At 42.1% G+C, this 16,156-nt stretch carries 15 protein-coding genes and 4 pseudogenes; 15 read left to right on the top strand and 4 right to left on the bottom strand.

Annotated features, from left to right (window positions below; genetic code table 11):
• Positions 1-185: hypothetical protein (locus OCT63_RS19875; RefSeq protein ID WP_269984435.1), on the top strand; the 185-nt coding region annotated here is incomplete at its 5' end.
• 259 nt (positions 186-444) lie between these two features.
• Positions 445-1,917 carry a tryptophanase gene (gene tnaA, locus OCT63_RS19880; protein WP_269984436.1) on the top strand — a complete coding sequence of 491 codons (1,473 nt, stop codon included), beginning with the start codon at positions 445-447 and terminating at the stop codon, positions 1,915-1,917.
• A gap of 181 nt (positions 1,918-2,098) precedes the next feature.
• Here the strand turns inward: tnaA and OCT63_RS19885 are convergent, their stop codons facing one another.
• Entirely contained in the window at positions 2,099-3,334 is a 1,236-nt protein-coding gene (locus OCT63_RS19885; RefSeq protein ID WP_269984437.1) for a DUF3103 domain-containing protein, read from the bottom strand.
• 486 nt (positions 3,335-3,820) lie between these two features.
• A pseudogene (locus tag OCT63_RS19890) lies at positions 3,821-5,643 on the bottom strand (M4 family metallopeptidase).
• A 507-nt stretch (positions 5,644-6,150) separates the two neighbouring features.
• On the opposite strand from OCT63_RS19890, the gene OCT63_RS19895 reads away from it, so the two are divergent.
• From OCT63_RS19895 to OCT63_RS19910, 4 genes are all read left to right on the top strand, one after another.
• On the top strand, positions 6,151-6,768 hold the full coding sequence (locus OCT63_RS19895) for an HAD family hydrolase (protein ID WP_161678253.1): 618 nt from the start codon (positions 6,151-6,153) through the stop codon (positions 6,766-6,768).
• A 195-nt stretch (positions 6,769-6,963) separates the two neighbouring features.
• Positions 6,964-7,377 carry a hypothetical protein gene (locus OCT63_RS19900; protein ID WP_161687752.1) on the top strand — a complete coding sequence of 138 codons (414 nt, stop codon included), beginning with the start codon at positions 6,964-6,966 and terminating at the stop codon, positions 7,375-7,377.
• Between the two features lie 272 nt (positions 7,378-7,649).
• Positions 7,650-7,913 carry a YrhK family protein gene (locus tag OCT63_RS19905; RefSeq protein ID WP_060467553.1) on the top strand — a complete coding sequence of 88 codons (264 nt, stop codon included), beginning with the start codon at positions 7,650-7,652 and terminating at the stop codon, positions 7,911-7,913.
• Between the two features lie 33 nt (positions 7,914-7,946).
• The gene (locus OCT63_RS19910) at positions 7,947-8,351 is read left to right on the top strand and encodes a DUF1801 domain-containing protein (protein ID WP_060467554.1); all 405 of its coding nucleotides are present in this window, start codon (positions 7,947-7,949) and stop codon (positions 8,349-8,351) included.
• A gap of 208 nt (positions 8,352-8,559) precedes the next feature.
• On the opposite strand, the pseudogene OCT63_RS19915 reads toward OCT63_RS19910, so the two are convergent.
• Positions 8,560-8,766: pseudogene (locus OCT63_RS19915) on the bottom strand (methionine synthase); the annotation flags it as partial.
• A gap of 34 nt (positions 8,767-8,800) precedes the next feature.
• On the opposite strand from OCT63_RS19915, the gene OCT63_RS19920 reads away from it, so the two are divergent.
• The 9 genes and pseudogenes from OCT63_RS19920 to cyaB all read left to right on the top strand — a co-directional run bounded on the left by OCT63_RS19920 (position 8,801) and on the right by cyaB (position 14,972).
• Positions 8,801-9,244 (top strand): hypothetical protein, encoded by a 444-nt coding sequence (locus OCT63_RS19920; RefSeq protein WP_269984438.1) that lies wholly within the window; start codon positions 8,801-8,803, stop codon positions 9,242-9,244.
• A 75-nt stretch (positions 9,245-9,319) separates the two neighbouring features.
• Positions 9,320-9,532, top strand: a pseudogene (locus tag OCT63_RS19925) (hypothetical protein); the annotation flags it as partial.
• Between the two features lie 240 nt (positions 9,533-9,772).
• On the top strand, positions 9,773-11,191 hold the full coding sequence (locus OCT63_RS19930) for an SLC13 family permease (RefSeq protein WP_060467558.1): 1,419 nt from the start codon (positions 9,773-9,775) through the stop codon (positions 11,189-11,191).
• Between the two features lie 6 nt (positions 11,192-11,197).
• Entirely contained in the window at positions 11,198-12,553 is a 1,356-nt protein-coding gene (locus OCT63_RS19935; protein WP_161687745.1) for an ATP-binding protein, read from the top strand.
• Positions 12,540-13,013 (top strand): response regulator, encoded by a 474-nt coding sequence (locus tag OCT63_RS19940; protein WP_017062404.1) that lies wholly within the window; start codon positions 12,540-12,542, stop codon positions 13,011-13,013. The genes OCT63_RS19935 and OCT63_RS19940 overlap by 14 nt, the downstream gene beginning before the upstream one ends.
• 126 nt (positions 13,014-13,139) lie before the next feature.
• A pseudogene (locus OCT63_RS19945) lies at positions 13,140-13,337 on the top strand (opioid growth factor receptor-related protein); the annotation flags it as partial.
• Positions 13,338-13,541: 204 nt separating this feature from the next.
• On the top strand, positions 13,542-14,027 hold the full coding sequence (locus OCT63_RS19950; protein WP_161687741.1) for a hypothetical protein: 486 nt from the start codon (positions 13,542-13,544) through the stop codon (positions 14,025-14,027).
• A 55-nt stretch (positions 14,028-14,082) separates the two neighbouring features.
• Positions 14,083-14,331: a hypothetical protein gene (locus tag OCT63_RS19955; protein ID WP_161672098.1), complete on the top strand. Its 249-nt coding sequence runs from the start codon at positions 14,083-14,085 to the stop codon at positions 14,329-14,331.
• Positions 14,332-14,420: 89 nt separating this feature from the next.
• The gene (gene cyaB, locus OCT63_RS19960) at positions 14,421-14,972 is read left to right on the top strand and encodes a class IV adenylate cyclase (RefSeq protein WP_161687739.1); all 552 of its coding nucleotides are present in this window, start codon (positions 14,421-14,423) and stop codon (positions 14,970-14,972) included.
• 138 nt (positions 14,973-15,110) lie between these two features.
• Here cyaB and OCT63_RS19965 read toward each other — a convergent pair whose 3' ends face one another.
• Positions 15,111-16,139 carry a methionine synthase gene (locus OCT63_RS19965; protein WP_161687737.1) on the bottom strand — a complete coding sequence of 343 codons (1,029 nt, stop codon included), beginning with the start codon at positions 16,137-16,139 and terminating at the stop codon, positions 15,111-15,113.
• Positions 16,140-16,156 lie beyond the last annotated feature (17 nt).

Below are 16,156 nucleotides of genomic sequence, written 5' to 3' on the forward strand. Positions count from 1 at the left end.
TTCATCTTGATTTCAACGTAGGGATATATTGTGAACATGTACCTGAAATGGCAATCAACAACATGGCTAACCTTGTTAGCTTGGTATACTTTAGATCACCAGCTCTCGTTCCACCTTTCTTCAGAGTAGTATCCTCTAGGCGTCACGCGCCAGCAGAGCCCATGAGCTTTGCCCAATTCTATTAATTTCGTCTTTAAGACATGTCGTAACTTATGCGTTTAGTATTTGTTTTTATGCATGGAGATCTTGTCTCTTAGTCATTAATAATTGAAAACTAATCAATACGCCATTGATTAAATAATCTATTTCTAGCTATTAATTTATATCGTAATTATCACAAGTGTGATCGTACGTGAAATAAAATTAATGGTGTTGACTCGTCACATCTAAAAATAATGAATTTAGCTTTTTCACCTTAGGCTGAATTTGTTGAAAGGTACTATTATGGAAAATTTCAAACATCTACCAGAACCGTTTCGTATTCGCGTTGTAGAGCCAGTAAAAAGAACAACTCGCGCTTATCGTGAGCAAGCCATTGTCGAAGCGGGTATGAACCCATTTCTGCTCGACAGTGATGATGTGTTCATCGATTTACTGACCGACAGCGGTACCGGTTCAATCACTCAACGTATGCAAGCAGCGATGTTGATGGGTGACGAAGCCTACAGTGGTAGTCGCAGTTACTATGCACTGTCGAATGCGGTGAAAGATATCTTCGGCTATGAGCTGACCATTCCTACTCACCAAGGGCGTGGCGCAGAGCAGATTTACATTCCTGTTCTTATCAAGAAGCGTGAAATGGAGAAAGGGCTCGATCGCGGTAAAATGGTCGCTTTGTCGAACTACTTCTTTGACACCACGCAAGGCCACACTCAAGTGAATTGCTGCGTGGCGAAGAACGTTTATACCAAGGAAGCGTTTGACACCTCAGTGAATGCCGACTTTAAAGGCAACTTCGACATCGTCAAATTGGAAGAGGCGATCTTAGAAGCGGGCGCAGCAAACGTTCCATACATTGTAAGCACCATTACCTGTAACTCTGCGGGTGGACAGCCAGTGTCTATCGCCAATCTAAAAGCCGTTTATGAAATCGCTCAAAAGTACGACATTCCCGTGATCATGGACTCTGCTCGTTACGCTGAAAATGCTTACTTCATTCAGCAGCGAGAATCCGGTTATCAAGATTGGACAATTGAACAGATCACACGTGAGTCTTACAAATACGCGGATGGTTTGGCTATGTCGGCCAAGAAAGATGCCATGGTACAAATGGGCGGCTTGTTGTGCTTTAAAGACGACTCTTTCATGGATGTGTACACAGAATGTCGAACTCTGTGCGTCGTGCAAGAAGGTTTCCCAACCTATGGAGGGTTAGAAGGTGGCGCGATGGAGCGTCTTGCTGTTGGCCTGTATGATGGAATGCGTCAAGATTGGTTGGAGTATCGCATCGGTCAGGTCCAATACCTGGTTGATGGCTTGGAAGCGATAGGTATTGTGTGTCAGCAAGCGGGCGGTCATGCTGCGTTTGTGGATGCGGGGAAACTGCTTCCTCATATTCCGGCTAGTCAGTTCCCAGCTCATGCTTTGGCGTGCGAGTTGTACAAGGTGGCAGGCATAAGAGCGGTTGAAATAGGTTCATTATTGCAAGGACGTGATCCGGCTACTGGAGAGCAACACTCATGCCCAGCAGAGTTACTGCGTCTTACCATTCCTAGAGCGACATACACACAAACCCACATGGATTTCATTATTGAAGCGTTCGAAAAAGTGAAAGAGAACGCAAGCAAAGTGAAAGGGCTCGACTTTACGTATGAACCAACAGTATTAAGACACTTTACTGCTCGTTTGAAAGAAGTTGAAATCAAAGAGAAGCAAACAGAAGCTAAGGATGAACCAACGCTCGAAGAAGAATTTTAAAATAAAATAATTTAACAGTTCAGAATAGAAAGGCTCTTTTGGGGGCCTTTCTTTGTTGTTTGCCTATTTACTGAGTAAGAAGCGTATATACCTAATGTATATTTACATAGGGCATATACGCTGAAGTGTTAGTTAATCACTCATTAGGGCATCGACAATGAAGCCCTCAACGTGAAAAATATTATTCTGTAGGTGAAATTATTACAGGTGCGAACGACGCGACCGCATTCCCGCCGGCACCAGGATGATCAACATAAGAAGTGTTTTGCATCAAAGTGTAGAATACGTCGACGAAGTCATCGTCATTCACGAGTACACCATCAGGAATCACATCGATAATCTTACCGGTGATCTGAGGAATAATTGCATATCCCTGAACTTCTGGATCAGGAATCATTTTCAATATCTCTTCTGCGGCTTGAACTAGCAGTTTGGCTAACTCTTTGTAATCGGTGCCGTCATCGTGCTCCATCAAAATCATGTCTGCTGCTCCCCAACGGTAACGAGGCCAGAAGATAACGGTTTGATTTGGGTAGTAGGTCTGCTTGTCGTAATCCAGATAAGGCATCTCAACGAGGTCAAGCTGTGGTTCTACACGACTCGAATCGACCCCAGTGACGATAGCATAGATTTCAGCTTTGCCAGAGATCCACGGTTCTTGGTCGACAGCCAAACGGATTTTCGTTAACTGCGTGGTGTTCAACGGCTCAGGTTCAGACATCGCCATCGAGCGTTTAGCTTTGCCCATAGACGTTTGTTTCTGGAACTTACTGTTTTTACTCCCTTTACTGTCTTCATTATCGCCAGTGTTTTTGGAGCCAGAATTGATTTGGGTTGCAGTACCTAGTTTGTTCATCTCGGCCTGCATCGCCATTAGGCCTGCTTTGAGTTCTTCAGCACCATTGCTATCAACGACAAACACAGGAACGTCTGGCATTTGGTACACGTCTAATTGATGAACTTGTCCGTACACGTCATACGCTTCAATGTATTGCCAATTCGAATCATCGCCTGATGGTTCAAATGCAAACAGCGGGTTTTCGCCATTCTTCCAAGCTTCAATCATCGCTTCATCAGCCATGCGAATCTCTAACACAGAGTCGCTGAAATTATTGATCCCTTTCATCTTGCGATAGCCAAGATCCGCTTTCTGCATCTTGTTAGAGAATGCGGAGTAGGGCTGAGAAGAGTTCAGTTTTTCTATTGGTGTGGATAGACTCTTTTGTGAAATTTGAGCCTTTAAAGAAAGCTCAAGATCGGAATAACGCTCGCTGATTTGCAACGCCAAAGATTGCTTTTGTGCTGAGGAGTTCTCTGAAAGAGAGCGTGCGTCTATTGTGTCGATATTGTTTGCATAGGACTGGAAGCCAACCACTGTCGTTGCAAGCACCATACTGATAGAAATAGATGGTCTCATAAATAATCCTTATTTTAATTTTTATCATTAATAGAGCATTTGCCCTATAAGGATTAACCTATCAGTAAGGTGAATGTGTTTAAAAGTTAGACAACTTATTTTTATTTCGTTGTGCAGCACAGGATCTCAATTTAAACAATTTATAAAATATTAAGTGAGTGCTGACTTGCTACATCCAAGTTTATAAACCAATCATTAGTTAATTAACAAAATTATTAACTGTATAGCCTGGGTTTGTAGGGATTTAGAGTGCTTAGGTATGAGGGTATCTGTTGGCTTGTATAAGTCAGATAAGAAAAAGGGCGAGCGCTTGGCTAACCCTTTTATGTTTATAAGCGCACGGCAACGCTTATAAATACTGACTGTTGTTGGTCTTGGATTTAAGTACCAAGTCTCTAGATAAATCTAACTGCTTAATAAGCAATGAAGCCTACTCATGTGAGTAGGCTTTGTTATTGGTTGCGACCTTCAACGGTACGTTTTAACTCAATCTAAACGCAATGTTAGGCCTGAATAGTTCGAGTACCCACGCAATAACACATGATACGTTACATCAGGTTGTGCACTCACATTACACTGTTCTGTGTTTCCTGGACGGTAAGGGCGGCAGTCGTAACTTGAAGTCGTCGGCTTGCTTCCCGATTTAACGTAAAGATCCGCGTCGCCTGTACCACCAGACATTGAAACTGTTACGTTTGATGCTGACTCAACGGTGAAAGTGTAGAAGGTTTGAGAGTTTTGGCTCCCGCTTAGGTTCGCAATCGGAGTGCCTTTGGTTAAGATATTGCCAGTTGGAGGCGTCGTTCCACAACTTGCATTGACACCGACTGTACTAAAAGCGGCTTCAACATCTGAAACGTCGTAACCCATGTCTGCGGCGGCTTTTGCAACACCGCAAGCCCCAGCGTCAAAGGTACTGTTTGCCGTCCAATAAAGTTGGTTTGCAACCGTAAAGACCTCGAAGCCCTTACGCACATCCCAGCCAGATTTGTTCGCTAACAAGTAAAAGGCACGGTTATAAACCCGCTAGATAAATGCACGTTCAAACCATCGTAGTATTGAGAAGCGTGATCTATAGATCGGCCATCTTTAGACGGTTGATCAAAGTAACGTAGTCCACCTTCTGATTTGAAGATATCGCTACCGACAACCCAGTCAACATTTCCACGCAGATAGTATTCAGCAGCTTCGCCTGCAATGTCTGAGAACGCTTCGTTAATACCTCCCGACATATTCTTATATACCAAGCCAGAGTTCTGTTCAGTAAAGCCGTGACTGACTTCGTGGGCACTCACGTTGATATCGACTAACGGATAGAAGGTATTTTTACCATCCCCAAATGTCATTGATGTACCGTTCCAAAAAGCATTTTCGTAATCAGAGCCGTAGTGCACTCTCATGGTAAGCTGGAAAGTTAAGGGAGATGTGTTCATCCAATCTTTGTACATATCAAATACAACATTACCGAAATAATGAGCGTCGTTAAGAGGCGAGTAGGCACCGTTAACGTATTTATAGTCATTGTAATTGGTGCTGTCGCTACAGTTGTAACTGAATGCCGAGTTACCAGAGGTTCCGTTATTTAAGTTGACCGTTTTAACCGCGGAGTTTTCCAAAGTACAAGTCGTGCCCGTTTTGTCTATGGAAAATCCCGTAAAGTCGCTTCCATACTCATATCGAGCCGTTTTTATGTTGCCACCTGGACCTGTTCCCAGAGCTTTGGCATGGTTTAATCCGTCCCATTTTTGGAGGACTTCTCCAGTGATAGCGTCAATGAAGTAAAAAGGGCGCTCTGGGTGATCGGAAGCGACGAAGAAGTCGACCAAGTAAACCATCTGAGCGATTTGGTTCTCATCTAGTCTCACCATCAGTTTTGCATTTTTGTTTTCAACAGAAATATTATCGACTACCAAGGTTTTATGAGCTGAAAGTGCAGCGGCAATAGCTTGCTTTTTATTCAGTTTGGGAGTGATGCTTGATAGGTCACCACTGATTCCTTGCGCCATTGAACCGAAGACTTTAGTAGGCTGGTTTTTAGAGAGTGTTGCCACAACCGAGGTATCAAAAACGGGTAAACCTAAGTGTGTTTGTTGGTAACGGACTTTTGTTTTTCCATTGGGCAACACTACCCGCTTTACTTCAGAAAAACCTAATTCTAGTGGGGCGACACTATTCGATTGAGCGAGGATACTTTGTTGTAGCAATGTATCATTATCCACTTTTACCATTTCTGCAGCATGCGCTGTAAAGCCGAAAGCGGTACCTAGAATAGCTGCTATTTTCCAGCTTAATTGACGTTTTTGGTTCATTTTTCGTTCCTGATATAAATATAAACTCCTTCTTCCCAACGACTTTATAGGAAGCCTATATGCAACACATTAATGCCATGTGTTGCGAATCAAGATTGGGAGAGCGTGTGGAATTATGGCAAGTTTTTCAGGAAAATTAAATTTTATAGTATGTAAACTATAATATACAAAAACATTATTGATTGTTATGTCGATAATTCTTTAATTTTAAATTTTTATTATAAATACATGAAATTACGATAGTTCCTATAATTTATTCTGTTTTAATTTTATGTATTCGTCTTTCCTATTGAGGAGTGTGTTTTTTCGTTTTTTATTAAATTACAAAGTTAATAATAACGACATTTTCGTAGTGGTGGTAGATGTTAATTCTATCAATGTTGAGGTTTGATAGCGGTTGTTAAACACAGCTCCCAGTTTTATGAATTAATTAGTGTTAGAAGAGAATGGTTATATATTTCCCGTCACTAAAAAGAAGTGCGAATTAGACCTGTGAAAGGAGAAACTATGAGCTCAGGAAGCATTAGAAATGTAGTCTTTGATATTGGTAACGTGATTGTCCGTTGGGCTCCTTTGGAAATAGTAAAGCTCACATTTGGTGAGGTTAAAGCTCCCGAGGTATTGGTTAAGGCTATTTTTCATTCTGAAACTTGGCTCGATTTAAATAAAGGTTTAATTTCAGAATCTGATGCTAAAGCGCAGTATCAGCAGTTTCTTAATTTATCAGACTTGGAATGTGAGCGCTTATTTTACTACGTCAAACAAACACAAATCCTTATTTTCGGCTCTGTTGATCTTCTGCAGCGTGTTAAGTTAGCAGGTTACAACGTTTATGCGTTAACAGATAATGTTCACGAAATTGTTTCCCATCTTAAGTCTACATACACGTTTTGGCCTTTATTTGACGGAGCGACAGTGTCTGCGGAGTTAGGGCTACTCAAACCCCAAGCAGAAATCTATCAATCGTTACTTATGCAGTATAGATTAGATGCTTCGGAAACCATATTTATAGACGACATGCCGCGTAATGTGATGGGCGCAAACGCTGTTGGTATTACTGGAGTTCAATTTGAAAATGCAGCTCAATGTGAGGAAGCTTTAAAAGCTTTAGGCCTGTCTTTCTGAATCATTGGATTTCTATATAATAAGAGACTTCACTATTTGCTATACAGTAGAATGACTATGATGGTTTTAGCTAGGTCGATACAGCTGAACTAAGGCTAATCAGACATAGTGTCTCGGTGTTGTTAAATACCACACAAATGTGGAAGGTCCTTAAGAGGGAGAATACATGTTACTCGTTAAATTCAAGGAGGAGATATGGGGTTACTAATTGGTCCAGTAGTGATTTTTTGGATCGTTTCATTCTTTTTTACTTGGCGTATGGGATATTACCTTTTGGTAGATAAACCATTTTTTCCTTATATATTCACCGTGATTATCATAGCTGTCTTCGGTGCGCTAACCTATGTTATGGGTGGTTTGTTTACCTTTAAATATCGCAGCGAACTTTGGGCATTTGAAATCCCATGGTTTTTCCTCGTGAATAAATATGCTTTTGTATTATTTGTTTGCTCAGTAATGGCTTACCTATTTGGAAGCAATATTTTTACCGGAAATATCTCAAAAGCAGTGATTTTTATTATTGCTTTTTCGATCGCTTTGGGAAATCTAGTAGGGTGTTTGAGCTCTAACACCTTTATGCAAAAGTATAATATTTCAGAAACGTACTAAGCTATCCGTTTTCAGTTATTCGTTTTTGGAGAAGAAGCAAGTTTCAATTACGGATGTATCTGATTTACCCGTTTGGAGTTCTTATTATTCAACCAAGTAATTTTAAAGGGATTCGGAATGTATGGCATTGTCACTGTGTGGTTGCGGTCACCCTATGGTTGCAGTGACTCAGGTATTGCTTGCTCATACTTTAGCAGCGTTATGTTGACAAGTGGAGCATCGGTCTGATATCCATTTATAGTCTTAATCATAGTTCGACCTAAGGAGAGTTTGTGAATCAAGGTGTTGAATTGGATGTAGATATCGGTAAGAAACATATAGTGATTCAGCGCCGTTATGAGGCTTTAGGTGCATTCAATGATTTGTTAATAGCTGTTTGGTTTTTGATCGGTAGTTTTTTCTTTTTAAATGAGTCTCTTATTGAAAGTGGTACTTGGTTATTTATAGTGGGTAGTGCGCAGTTAATCATTAAACCATTGATCAAGCTAATAAGTTTAGTTCATGTTAGTAGAGCGTCCAAACCATTGACACAATAGTTACGCCATTTGTTAGGATCATCGGAGGTTTCAGTGGACAAGCTAGTCAAAAATCGTTTTGAAGAATATCCGGAGAACGCTCGAATTCGACTAGAAGAGCTGCGCTCTCTCATTTTTGAGCTGTCCTGTGAATTGAAGTTAGGGGAAGTCGAAGAATCTCTTAAGTGGGGAGAGCCTAGTTACAGTGTTAAAGCGGGCAGCCCAATTCGAATTGATTGGAAATTGAAATCGCCGAATAACTGCTCTTTATTTTTCAACTGCCAAACTAAGCTCGTTGATACATTTCGAGAGTTACACGGAGATACACTGCAGTTTCAAGGTAATAGAGCAATTGTATTGCATTTATCTGAGCCCATGCCTGAGGTAGCAATCAAACAGTGCTTGGAGCTTGCTTTAACTTATCAAAAACGAAAGCATCTACCGCTTCTTGGAGCTTAATAAGGCACTAATAACTCTGAAGAAGGTGACTGTTTTCTGCGATAAATGAAGAGCTTGCTAAATAGATAACCGCATCGACATAGACAGTTTCACGGAGTAAAGTGAAAGTGATGTGTAGGAAAAAGAAAGCCTAAGCGCTGATATGCGGCTTAGGCTGTGATAACTGGTTTAAGCTTCAAGAGTTAGTTTTGGACATACGGATAAAAGGTTACGCTGATAGCTCTTTTCGAACAATCTCTGCACCAGCACTTAACGCATTGAGCTTAGCCGATGCTATTTGGCGAGGTAGGGGCGCCATACCACAGTTGGTACATGGGTAGAGTTTATCGGCGTCAACATACTTAAGTGTTTCTCTAAGAGTGCTGGCGACTTCTTCCGGTGTTTCAATCGAATCGGTTGCCACATCAATCGCACCTGGTTCACCTAATATACCGGGTATGCTGTCGATTTTGAGTGAAATGAATATACCCGCTAAGGCTTTAGCCGATTTAGATTTCGCTTTTACTGTAGCTAAAACAAAGAAACTTATTGATAAGGATCACCCAGCCTTAGAAGCTTGTTTAGAGATCATTCAAGAATTACAGACAGAGCATGGTTTCGAACTCAATGGACGAAATCCAACGAAGGGGAATAACTTTAAAGCTTCGGATATTTATGAACTATTAGCTAGCCAAGAAAAATCGAAAGAACCGATTGGAGTTATTCGTGAGTATTTCAAAGAAAACTCAATATGGGTATGGTCGCTAGGAGCAATTGAGCCTCACCTTTCTCTGGACGCAAAAGAAACTGGAGAGTGGTACAAGTTTAAGCAAAAACTCATAGATAGCCCCCTTGAAGATGTAGTCGCTGATCATGAGCATATCAGTGACTTTGTCGCGTGGTGTGTGAGCTAACAAACGACTATGGCACCAATAGTACACTGAGATTAAATGTTCACTCAGCAAATGCATCAGTTTCACGGAGGAAACATGTCAAGCGACCAACTATTAGAAAAGGCACTTTATAGCAGTGCCAGCATCCACCAACCTCATTCTTTAAAAGCTTATTTGGCTGCGAATTATCTGAATGGATATTTCGCTAAATCAGACAATGTGTGGCTTAAAGCGAGTGAGCTGATAGACCAAACTGAGATAAAAGTTTTAGGCGAGTACTCTGCAACGGTGCAAGCGCCGAAGTTTACGGGTCTCCCACGCAAAGGCGAACGTTTGCTTTTTGGTTCTCGGAATTTACTTGCAACAGTAAATGATACACAAACGTAGAGGTAGCGCACAGAATCGAAAAAGGGGATATCGTGATCACGTAATCATTGATCTAGCCGATAGTGAGATAGTGATAAGAGGTCGATAATTCGTTGTCGAACTAAATTAGAACTCTAAATCTAATTTCTAAGTAGTTGTTATCTCAGGAAGAGTTTTTGTGTTATGCGCCCCTATATTAAATACATTATCCCTATTTTAATTCCTTTCATTATCCTCGTCATGCCGCTATCAGCGTTTCCATTTGAAGGCCTTACGATTATTCAACAACGCGTTATCGCGATCTTTTTATTAGCGGCATTGTGCTGGGTGTTCGAGCCTATCCCGATCTACGCGACGTCTGTTGTTATTATCGTTCTGCAATTGTTGATGTTGTCGGATAAAGGGCTGATCTTTTTGAGGTTTGAGCATGGGGAGGAACATTTTGGTGAGCTGTTAAAATACAGCGATATTATGGCGACATTCGCTAGCCCAATCATCATGCTGTTTTTAGGTGGTTTCTTCTTAGCGATGGCTGCCACTAAATATCGATTAGACGTAAACTTAGCTCGCGTGTTGTTGAAGCCATTTGGACAAGACCCGAAGTTTGTGATGCTCGGCTTAATGTTGATCACTGGTATCTTTTCGATGTTTATGTCTAACACGGCAACAACGGCAATGATGCTATCTATTTTAACACCGGTACTGGCTGTGTTTGGCCCGAAAGACCCCGGTCGTATAGCGTTTGCGCTTTGTATCCCTGTTGCCGCTAACATCGGTGGCATTGGTACCCCGATCGGCACCCCCCCGAACGCTATCGCACTTAAATATTTAGTTGGCGATAACCTAATTACGTTCGGCGAATGGATGGCATTTGGTGTGCCGTTTGTCGTTATTATGATGGCGTTAGCGTGGTTTTTAATCGGCTTTATGTACAAAGCTGACCAAAAGAAAATCGAGCTAAGCATCAAAGGTAAATTCCTTAAAACGCCCAAAGCCATTGCGGTATACGTCACTTTTGCGCTGACCATCATTCTTTGGTTAATGGGCTCGAGCCATGGCATGAACTCTTATACCGTCGCTCTGATTCCTGTCGCTGTGTTCTCTCTCTCCGGGATCATCAATAAAGAAGACCTGAAGAAAATTTCTTGGGACGTATTGTGGCTTGTGTCAGGTGGTATTGCGCTTGGTTTAGCGCTCGATAAAACTGGCTTAGCAAAGCTCGTGGTACACAGTATTCCGTTTGATGCTTACTCACCCTATGTGGTGTTGTTCGGAGCGGCGTTCTTGTGCTTGGTAATGGCAAACTTTATGTCTCATACCGCAACGGCTAACTTGTTAATGCCAATTATGGCTGCATTAGGTTCGTCTATGGCGTCACTCACGCCACTAGGCGGTGAGTTAACGTTAATTCTGGTTGTGACTTTTGCCGCTTCATTAGGTATGTCGCTACCAATCAGTACGCCACCGAATGCGTTGGCTCATGCCACTGGTCATGTGCAAAGTAATCAAATGGCCAGAATCGGTATTATTTTGGGTGTGGTTGGTGTGCTATTGAGCTTTGTTATGGTGTGGCTGCTACATTCAATTGGTCACATAGGATAACGATACGTGTATCAACAAAAGCTAGAAGCACTTATCGATCGTTATTTTAATCAGACAGAACGTCGGGTGACGTGCCGTGCCGGTAACACCATTATTGAACAATCAGCGTTAAACACTCGTTTGTATTATGTGTTTAGTGGAGAACTGGAAGGGTTTTATACCGATGCGAACACACCGCAAGTGCGAATATTTAGCGCGGGTAGTGGGGCTTTTATAGGCGTTCATAGCTTCTTTTCAGGTAATTGGACAGCATCTTCAACGGTTGTTGCTAAAACCGATGTTGAGTTAGCGTGGATCGATAAAGACACGCCGGCAGAAGATGAACGTAAATTTGGCCCTCTTACCGCACAGTTTACACCTGTGATTGTCAATGAGTTGTCGCGTCGTCAACGCCGTGCAACACAAGAAGCGATAGCGAAACAAAAAGCGCTAGAGAAGTTACATACTGCTGAGCAAATGACGACCTTGGGTCAATTGGCTGCAGGGATTGCTCATGAACTTAACAACGCTATTGGTGTAGTAAATAGTAAATCTGGTCGACTTGAAACGGTCATCATGGAGCTGCTTGAAGAAGTGCATCCAGAAGCCAGTCAATTTTTCGATTTTGGCTTAATGCATGGTCAGAAAACGTCGTCGTTAGAAGCACGAACACGTGGGCGACAATTTGAAAGAAAATATGGTTTAGACAAAAACATTGCACGCTCTCTTGCAAAGGCGATTCCAATTGACGCTTCATATGCAACAGACGTTATTTCAAAACATTGGCTGAAAAACCCAGAAGAAGCGATTCGTTTTTGGCAGATGGGCTGTGATTTACATGATTTACGTTTGGCATCTAGACACACCGTTGGCATCGTAAAATCGGTTAAACAACTTGGCAGAGTTGATATTGACACCGAAGAAGCGGTTGATATTAACGACTCCATTAACCATGCCTTATCCTTGTTACAAAGTGAGTTACGTAGAGTGTCTGTGCGATTGAGCCCTGCAGATTTGCCGACTTTTAAAGGCTCGAAAACAGAGCTTGTTCAGATTTGGGTCAACATTGTAAAGAATGCTTGTGATGCAATGTCGAATTCAGACGATGCTGCAATCGAAATTCAAACCAGATTAAGTAAGAAAAGAATATTAGTTACGATCACGAATAACGGCCCTGAGATAGACGAGGTGACTCGTAGAAAGGTATTTCAGCCCAACTTCACCACTAAAAAAGGTGGTTTATCGTTTGGATTGGGCTTGGGTTTATCAATAGTTAAGCGGATTGTGGCGGGTTATGGCGGAAGTATCGTTGTGAAAAGTGATGCTTCTAAAACGGTATTTAGAATCAAGTTACCAGTAGAGGGTGAACATGGAGAAGCTTAATTTAATCTGTGTCGATGACCAGAGAGAAGTACTGAGCGCAGTGGTACAAGATTTAGAGCCGCTGGCGAGTTGGCTGAATATTGAAGATTGTGAATCAGCGCAAGAAGTGCTTGATCTCATTGATGAACTTGACGCAGAAGGCGAACACATTACCGTCATCGTATCTGATCACGTGATGCCAGGGAAAACGGGTGTGGAGTTACTCACTGAAGTGTTCCATGACAGTCGCTTTCCGAATACAAAGAAAATTCTTCTTACGGGGCAGGCCACTCATACTGATACTATCAATGCGATTAATGCAGCAGGCATCGACCGTTATTTTGAAAAGCCTTGGCAAGCAAGCACATTAGTTGAGTGCATTCGTACTCTTGTCACTGAGTACATATTTGATCAAGGGCTTGATTACACGGACTATCAGAATGAGCTTGACCAACAGGTTGTGTTGAGACGCTTACGTTAGTCTCTTGTGTTAGCCATTTGCGTTAGTTTCTTGCGCTAGTCATTTATGTCAGTCGCTTGAAATTATATGTACCGAAGGAAGCTTTCTGAAGGAGTTTGTCTTTGAAAGACGTAATCATTCGGTGCATATCTATGGTTGAAGAATCACGACCATAACCAGCTTCGTCTAACACGAGCCATTCGCAGTTTGTACTTGTTAGGCAATGAAGAGGTTGCGACCAACTTATGTGACTTCCTAGTCTCAGTGGCGAATGAAACCGGTTCTGTGTCTGATAAACCGGTGCAATATTGGCGTAATGCGTTAAAGGAGTCGGTACTAGTCTAGACATGCCAACAAATTTACCCGAAAAGATGCATTACATGTGGCATTGTGACTATGTGTTAAATTTGATCGTTATGTTCTGAGTTATTAGGGCTGTATGTGTTCTATGTGCCAAAAACTTAACGGTGCAGCTTCTATCTTTATTGAAAAATACCTTAAAGTAGGGGTTAGCTTCTGTTTAGATGATCATCATATACAAGGAATGTTATGAAAATTTTTAGAACTCTTTTATGTCTTGCTTTAAGTGCCCATTCTTTTGCTTCTATAGCGAACTCTGAGCAATTGGTTGGGGCATGGAAGTGTAGTACCGCATTACCAATATCTTGGCTTGATGCCTTAAGTATCTATTCACCGGATGGTAGTTTCACTGGTGTAGCAAGCTCAATAACAGAAACTAAAGTTCATGAGGGAAACGTGAACTTTGACTTGTTTCTAGTAGGCTCATGGTCACTAAACGGCAAAGAGCTGACTACCAATATTACCAATGTTGATGTCGTCCCTAAGAACCCGCAGACAGAAAAAGAGATCGAAACATTAAAGGAAGCAGTTAACCAGCCCTCACTATTATATTCAGTGCAAGAAGTGTTGCTCCTGACTAATGATAAATTGAGAACAAGGAGCGAAAACGGCGCTATAGATAATTGTGTTCGAGCTGTCTCTGCGTCTGAATTGAGAACAAAAAGTGAAGAGTAGGGCGATAGTATCTATGGATATATGTTTTAGTTTAAAAGCATGGATGGACGAGTGAATGGGCATTTTGATTTTTATCGCTACAGTGATTTTAGTTAAATCAATTGAAGCAAAGTTTGGGCACACATATAACATCTTTTCAGATCCACTTGATATCAAGTTACAAGGAAGTATTCTTCCTTTTGGTATCGGGTCCGCTATCAAGCTTTCCTACACGAAAGGCGCGATGCAAAAACGCAATATTTACCTTCCGAAAGGGGCCATGAACCAAGATGAATGGCAGCGTGTATTGGCTTGCCGTGCATAGTTTGGCTGTTTTAAGTGGTGTTGTGTCCCAACCCATACTTCAGGTTCTATTGGTGTGCTAGTATCCATTTTTTTGCACCGAGCTAGTATATGACTAATGACCATTTCCAAGGTAAATACGAAGTAGAGCTTAAGTATCGCCTCGATTCTAAATCAGAATTCTTGAATACATTGAGTCTTATTCCCCATGAAGTCATGCTCCAAGATAACCTTGAGTGCGATTGGTATTTCGATAGCCCAGACAGAAGCTTACAAGCTCAAAACAAGAGTTTATGTATTCGCACAATGGAACCGTCGGGCATTAAGCTATGGATTGTAAAAGGTCCAGAGTCTGACCGATGTGAAGCGACAAACATCACCGATGCGTCGAATGCTAAGAGTATGCTTGAGAACATGGGTTACGAAGTGATCCTAAAAGCGCAGAAGACACGCAGTATCTACTTTGTGGGCGAATTTCATATTACTGTCGACTCACTAACGGGTATCGGTGATTTTGCAGAGTTCGCTATCATGACGGACGATGAGTCTAAGTTATCGGTTTATAAAGATGAATTGGAGTTATTAGCCAGTCGGTTTGGGCTGACTCAATCAGCACTACAAACTCAATCTTATAAGCAGATGTTCGAGGAAATGAACGCATAGCACAGCGCTTAAGCGTCAGGGAGAGTTATGGACACCATTATCAAACAAGCCATCAAATTGCGAAAAGAAGCCAAGTATCGCCTAAGCATCATTCGATACTTAGGCTTCAATATTTAGTTTTTCTATTCAGATCAGCCGTTAAGCTGAAAGCTCTTTACGAACGATCTTTGCGCCAGCGCTGAGTGCATTCAGCTTAGCTGAGGCAATGTCGCGAGGTAGGGGAGCCATGCCGCAGTTAGTGCAAGGATAGAGCTTGTCTGCATCAACATACTTAAGTGTTTCTCTTAAAGTGCTGGCTACTTCTTCCGGTGTTTCAATAGAATCGGTTGCCACATCAATCGCACCGACCATCACTTTCTTGCCGCGAACAAGCTCAAGCAGTTCAAGTGGTACATGAGAGTTGTGACACTCTAATGAGATGATGTCGATATTGGATTGCTGCAGCTTAGGGAAGACTTCTTCATATTGGCGCCACTCAGTGCCCAATGTCTTTTTCCAATCTGTGTTTGCTTTGATGCCGTAACCATAGCAAATGTGTACTGCGGTTTCGCATTTAAGCCCTTCAATGGCTCTTTCCAAACAAGCGATACCCCAATCGTTTACTTCATCAAAGAACACGTTAAATGCGGGCTCATCGAACTGAATAATATCAACACCCGCAGCTTCAAGTTCTTTCGCTTCTTCGTTGAGGATCTTTGCAAATTCCCACGCCAGTTTTTCACGGCTTTGGTAATGCGCATCGTAAAGTGTATCAATCATGGTCATAGGCCCCGGCAGAGCCCATTTGATCGGTTGGTCGGTTTGCTGACGTAAGAATTTCGCATCTTCAATAAACACCGATTTCTGACGAGATACTGGGCCTACAACCGTCGGTACACTCGCATCGTAGCGGTCGCGGATTTTAACGGTTTCACGCTTCTCGAAATCGACACCATTCAGGTGTTCAATGAAGGTGGTCACAAAGTGCTGGCGGGTTTGTTCGCCATCACTCACGATATCGATGCCGGCTTGTTGTTGTTCATGCAGAGACACGCGCAGCGCATCTTGCTTGCCATCCGTTAATTCGTCGCCTTCCAGTTTCCATGGAGACCAAAGTGTTTCTGGTTGTGCTAGCCAAGACGGCTTAGGTAAGCTGCCTGCTGTTGAAGTTGGTAATAGTGTTTTCATAATTAATTCTGCCTATC

The organism is Vibrio sp. RW, assembly GCF_027587105.1.
Taxonomy (GTDB): domain Bacteria; phylum Pseudomonadota; class Gammaproteobacteria; order Enterobacterales; family Vibrionaceae; genus Vibrio; species Vibrio toranzoniae.

Excerpts from the sequence above, each read along its gene's own strand:
- tnaA (WP_269984436.1), top strand. The coding sequence starts at position 445 with ATGGAAAATTTCAAACATCTACCAGAACCGTTTCGTATTCGCGTTGTA.
- OCT63_RS19885 (WP_269984437.1), bottom strand. The coding sequence starts at position 3,334 with ATGAGACCATCTATTTCTATCAGTATGGTGCTTGCAACGACAGTGGTT.
- OCT63_RS19895 (WP_161678253.1), top strand. The coding sequence starts at position 6,151 with ATGAGCTCAGGAAGCATTAGAAATGTAGTCTTTGATATTGGTAACGTG.
- OCT63_RS19900 (WP_161687752.1), top strand. The coding sequence starts at position 6,964 with ATGGGGTTACTAATTGGTCCAGTAGTGATTTTTTGGATCGTTTCATTC.
- OCT63_RS19930 (WP_060467558.1), top strand. The coding sequence starts at position 9,773 with ATGCGCCCCTATATTAAATACATTATCCCTATTTTAATTCCTTTCATT.
- OCT63_RS19940 (WP_017062404.1), top strand. The coding sequence starts at position 12,540 with ATGGAGAAGCTTAATTTAATCTGTGTCGATGACCAGAGAGAAGTACTG.
- OCT63_RS19950 (WP_161687741.1), top strand. The coding sequence starts at position 13,542 with ATGAAAATTTTTAGAACTCTTTTATGTCTTGCTTTAAGTGCCCATTCT.
- OCT63_RS19955 (WP_161672098.1), top strand. The coding sequence starts at position 14,083 with ATGGGCATTTTGATTTTTATCGCTACAGTGATTTTAGTTAAATCAATT.
- cyaB (WP_161687739.1), top strand. The coding sequence starts at position 14,421 with ATGACTAATGACCATTTCCAAGGTAAATACGAAGTAGAGCTTAAGTAT.
- OCT63_RS19965 (WP_161687737.1), bottom strand. The coding sequence starts at position 16,139 with ATGAAAACACTATTACCAACTTCAACAGCAGGCAGCTTACCTAAGCCG.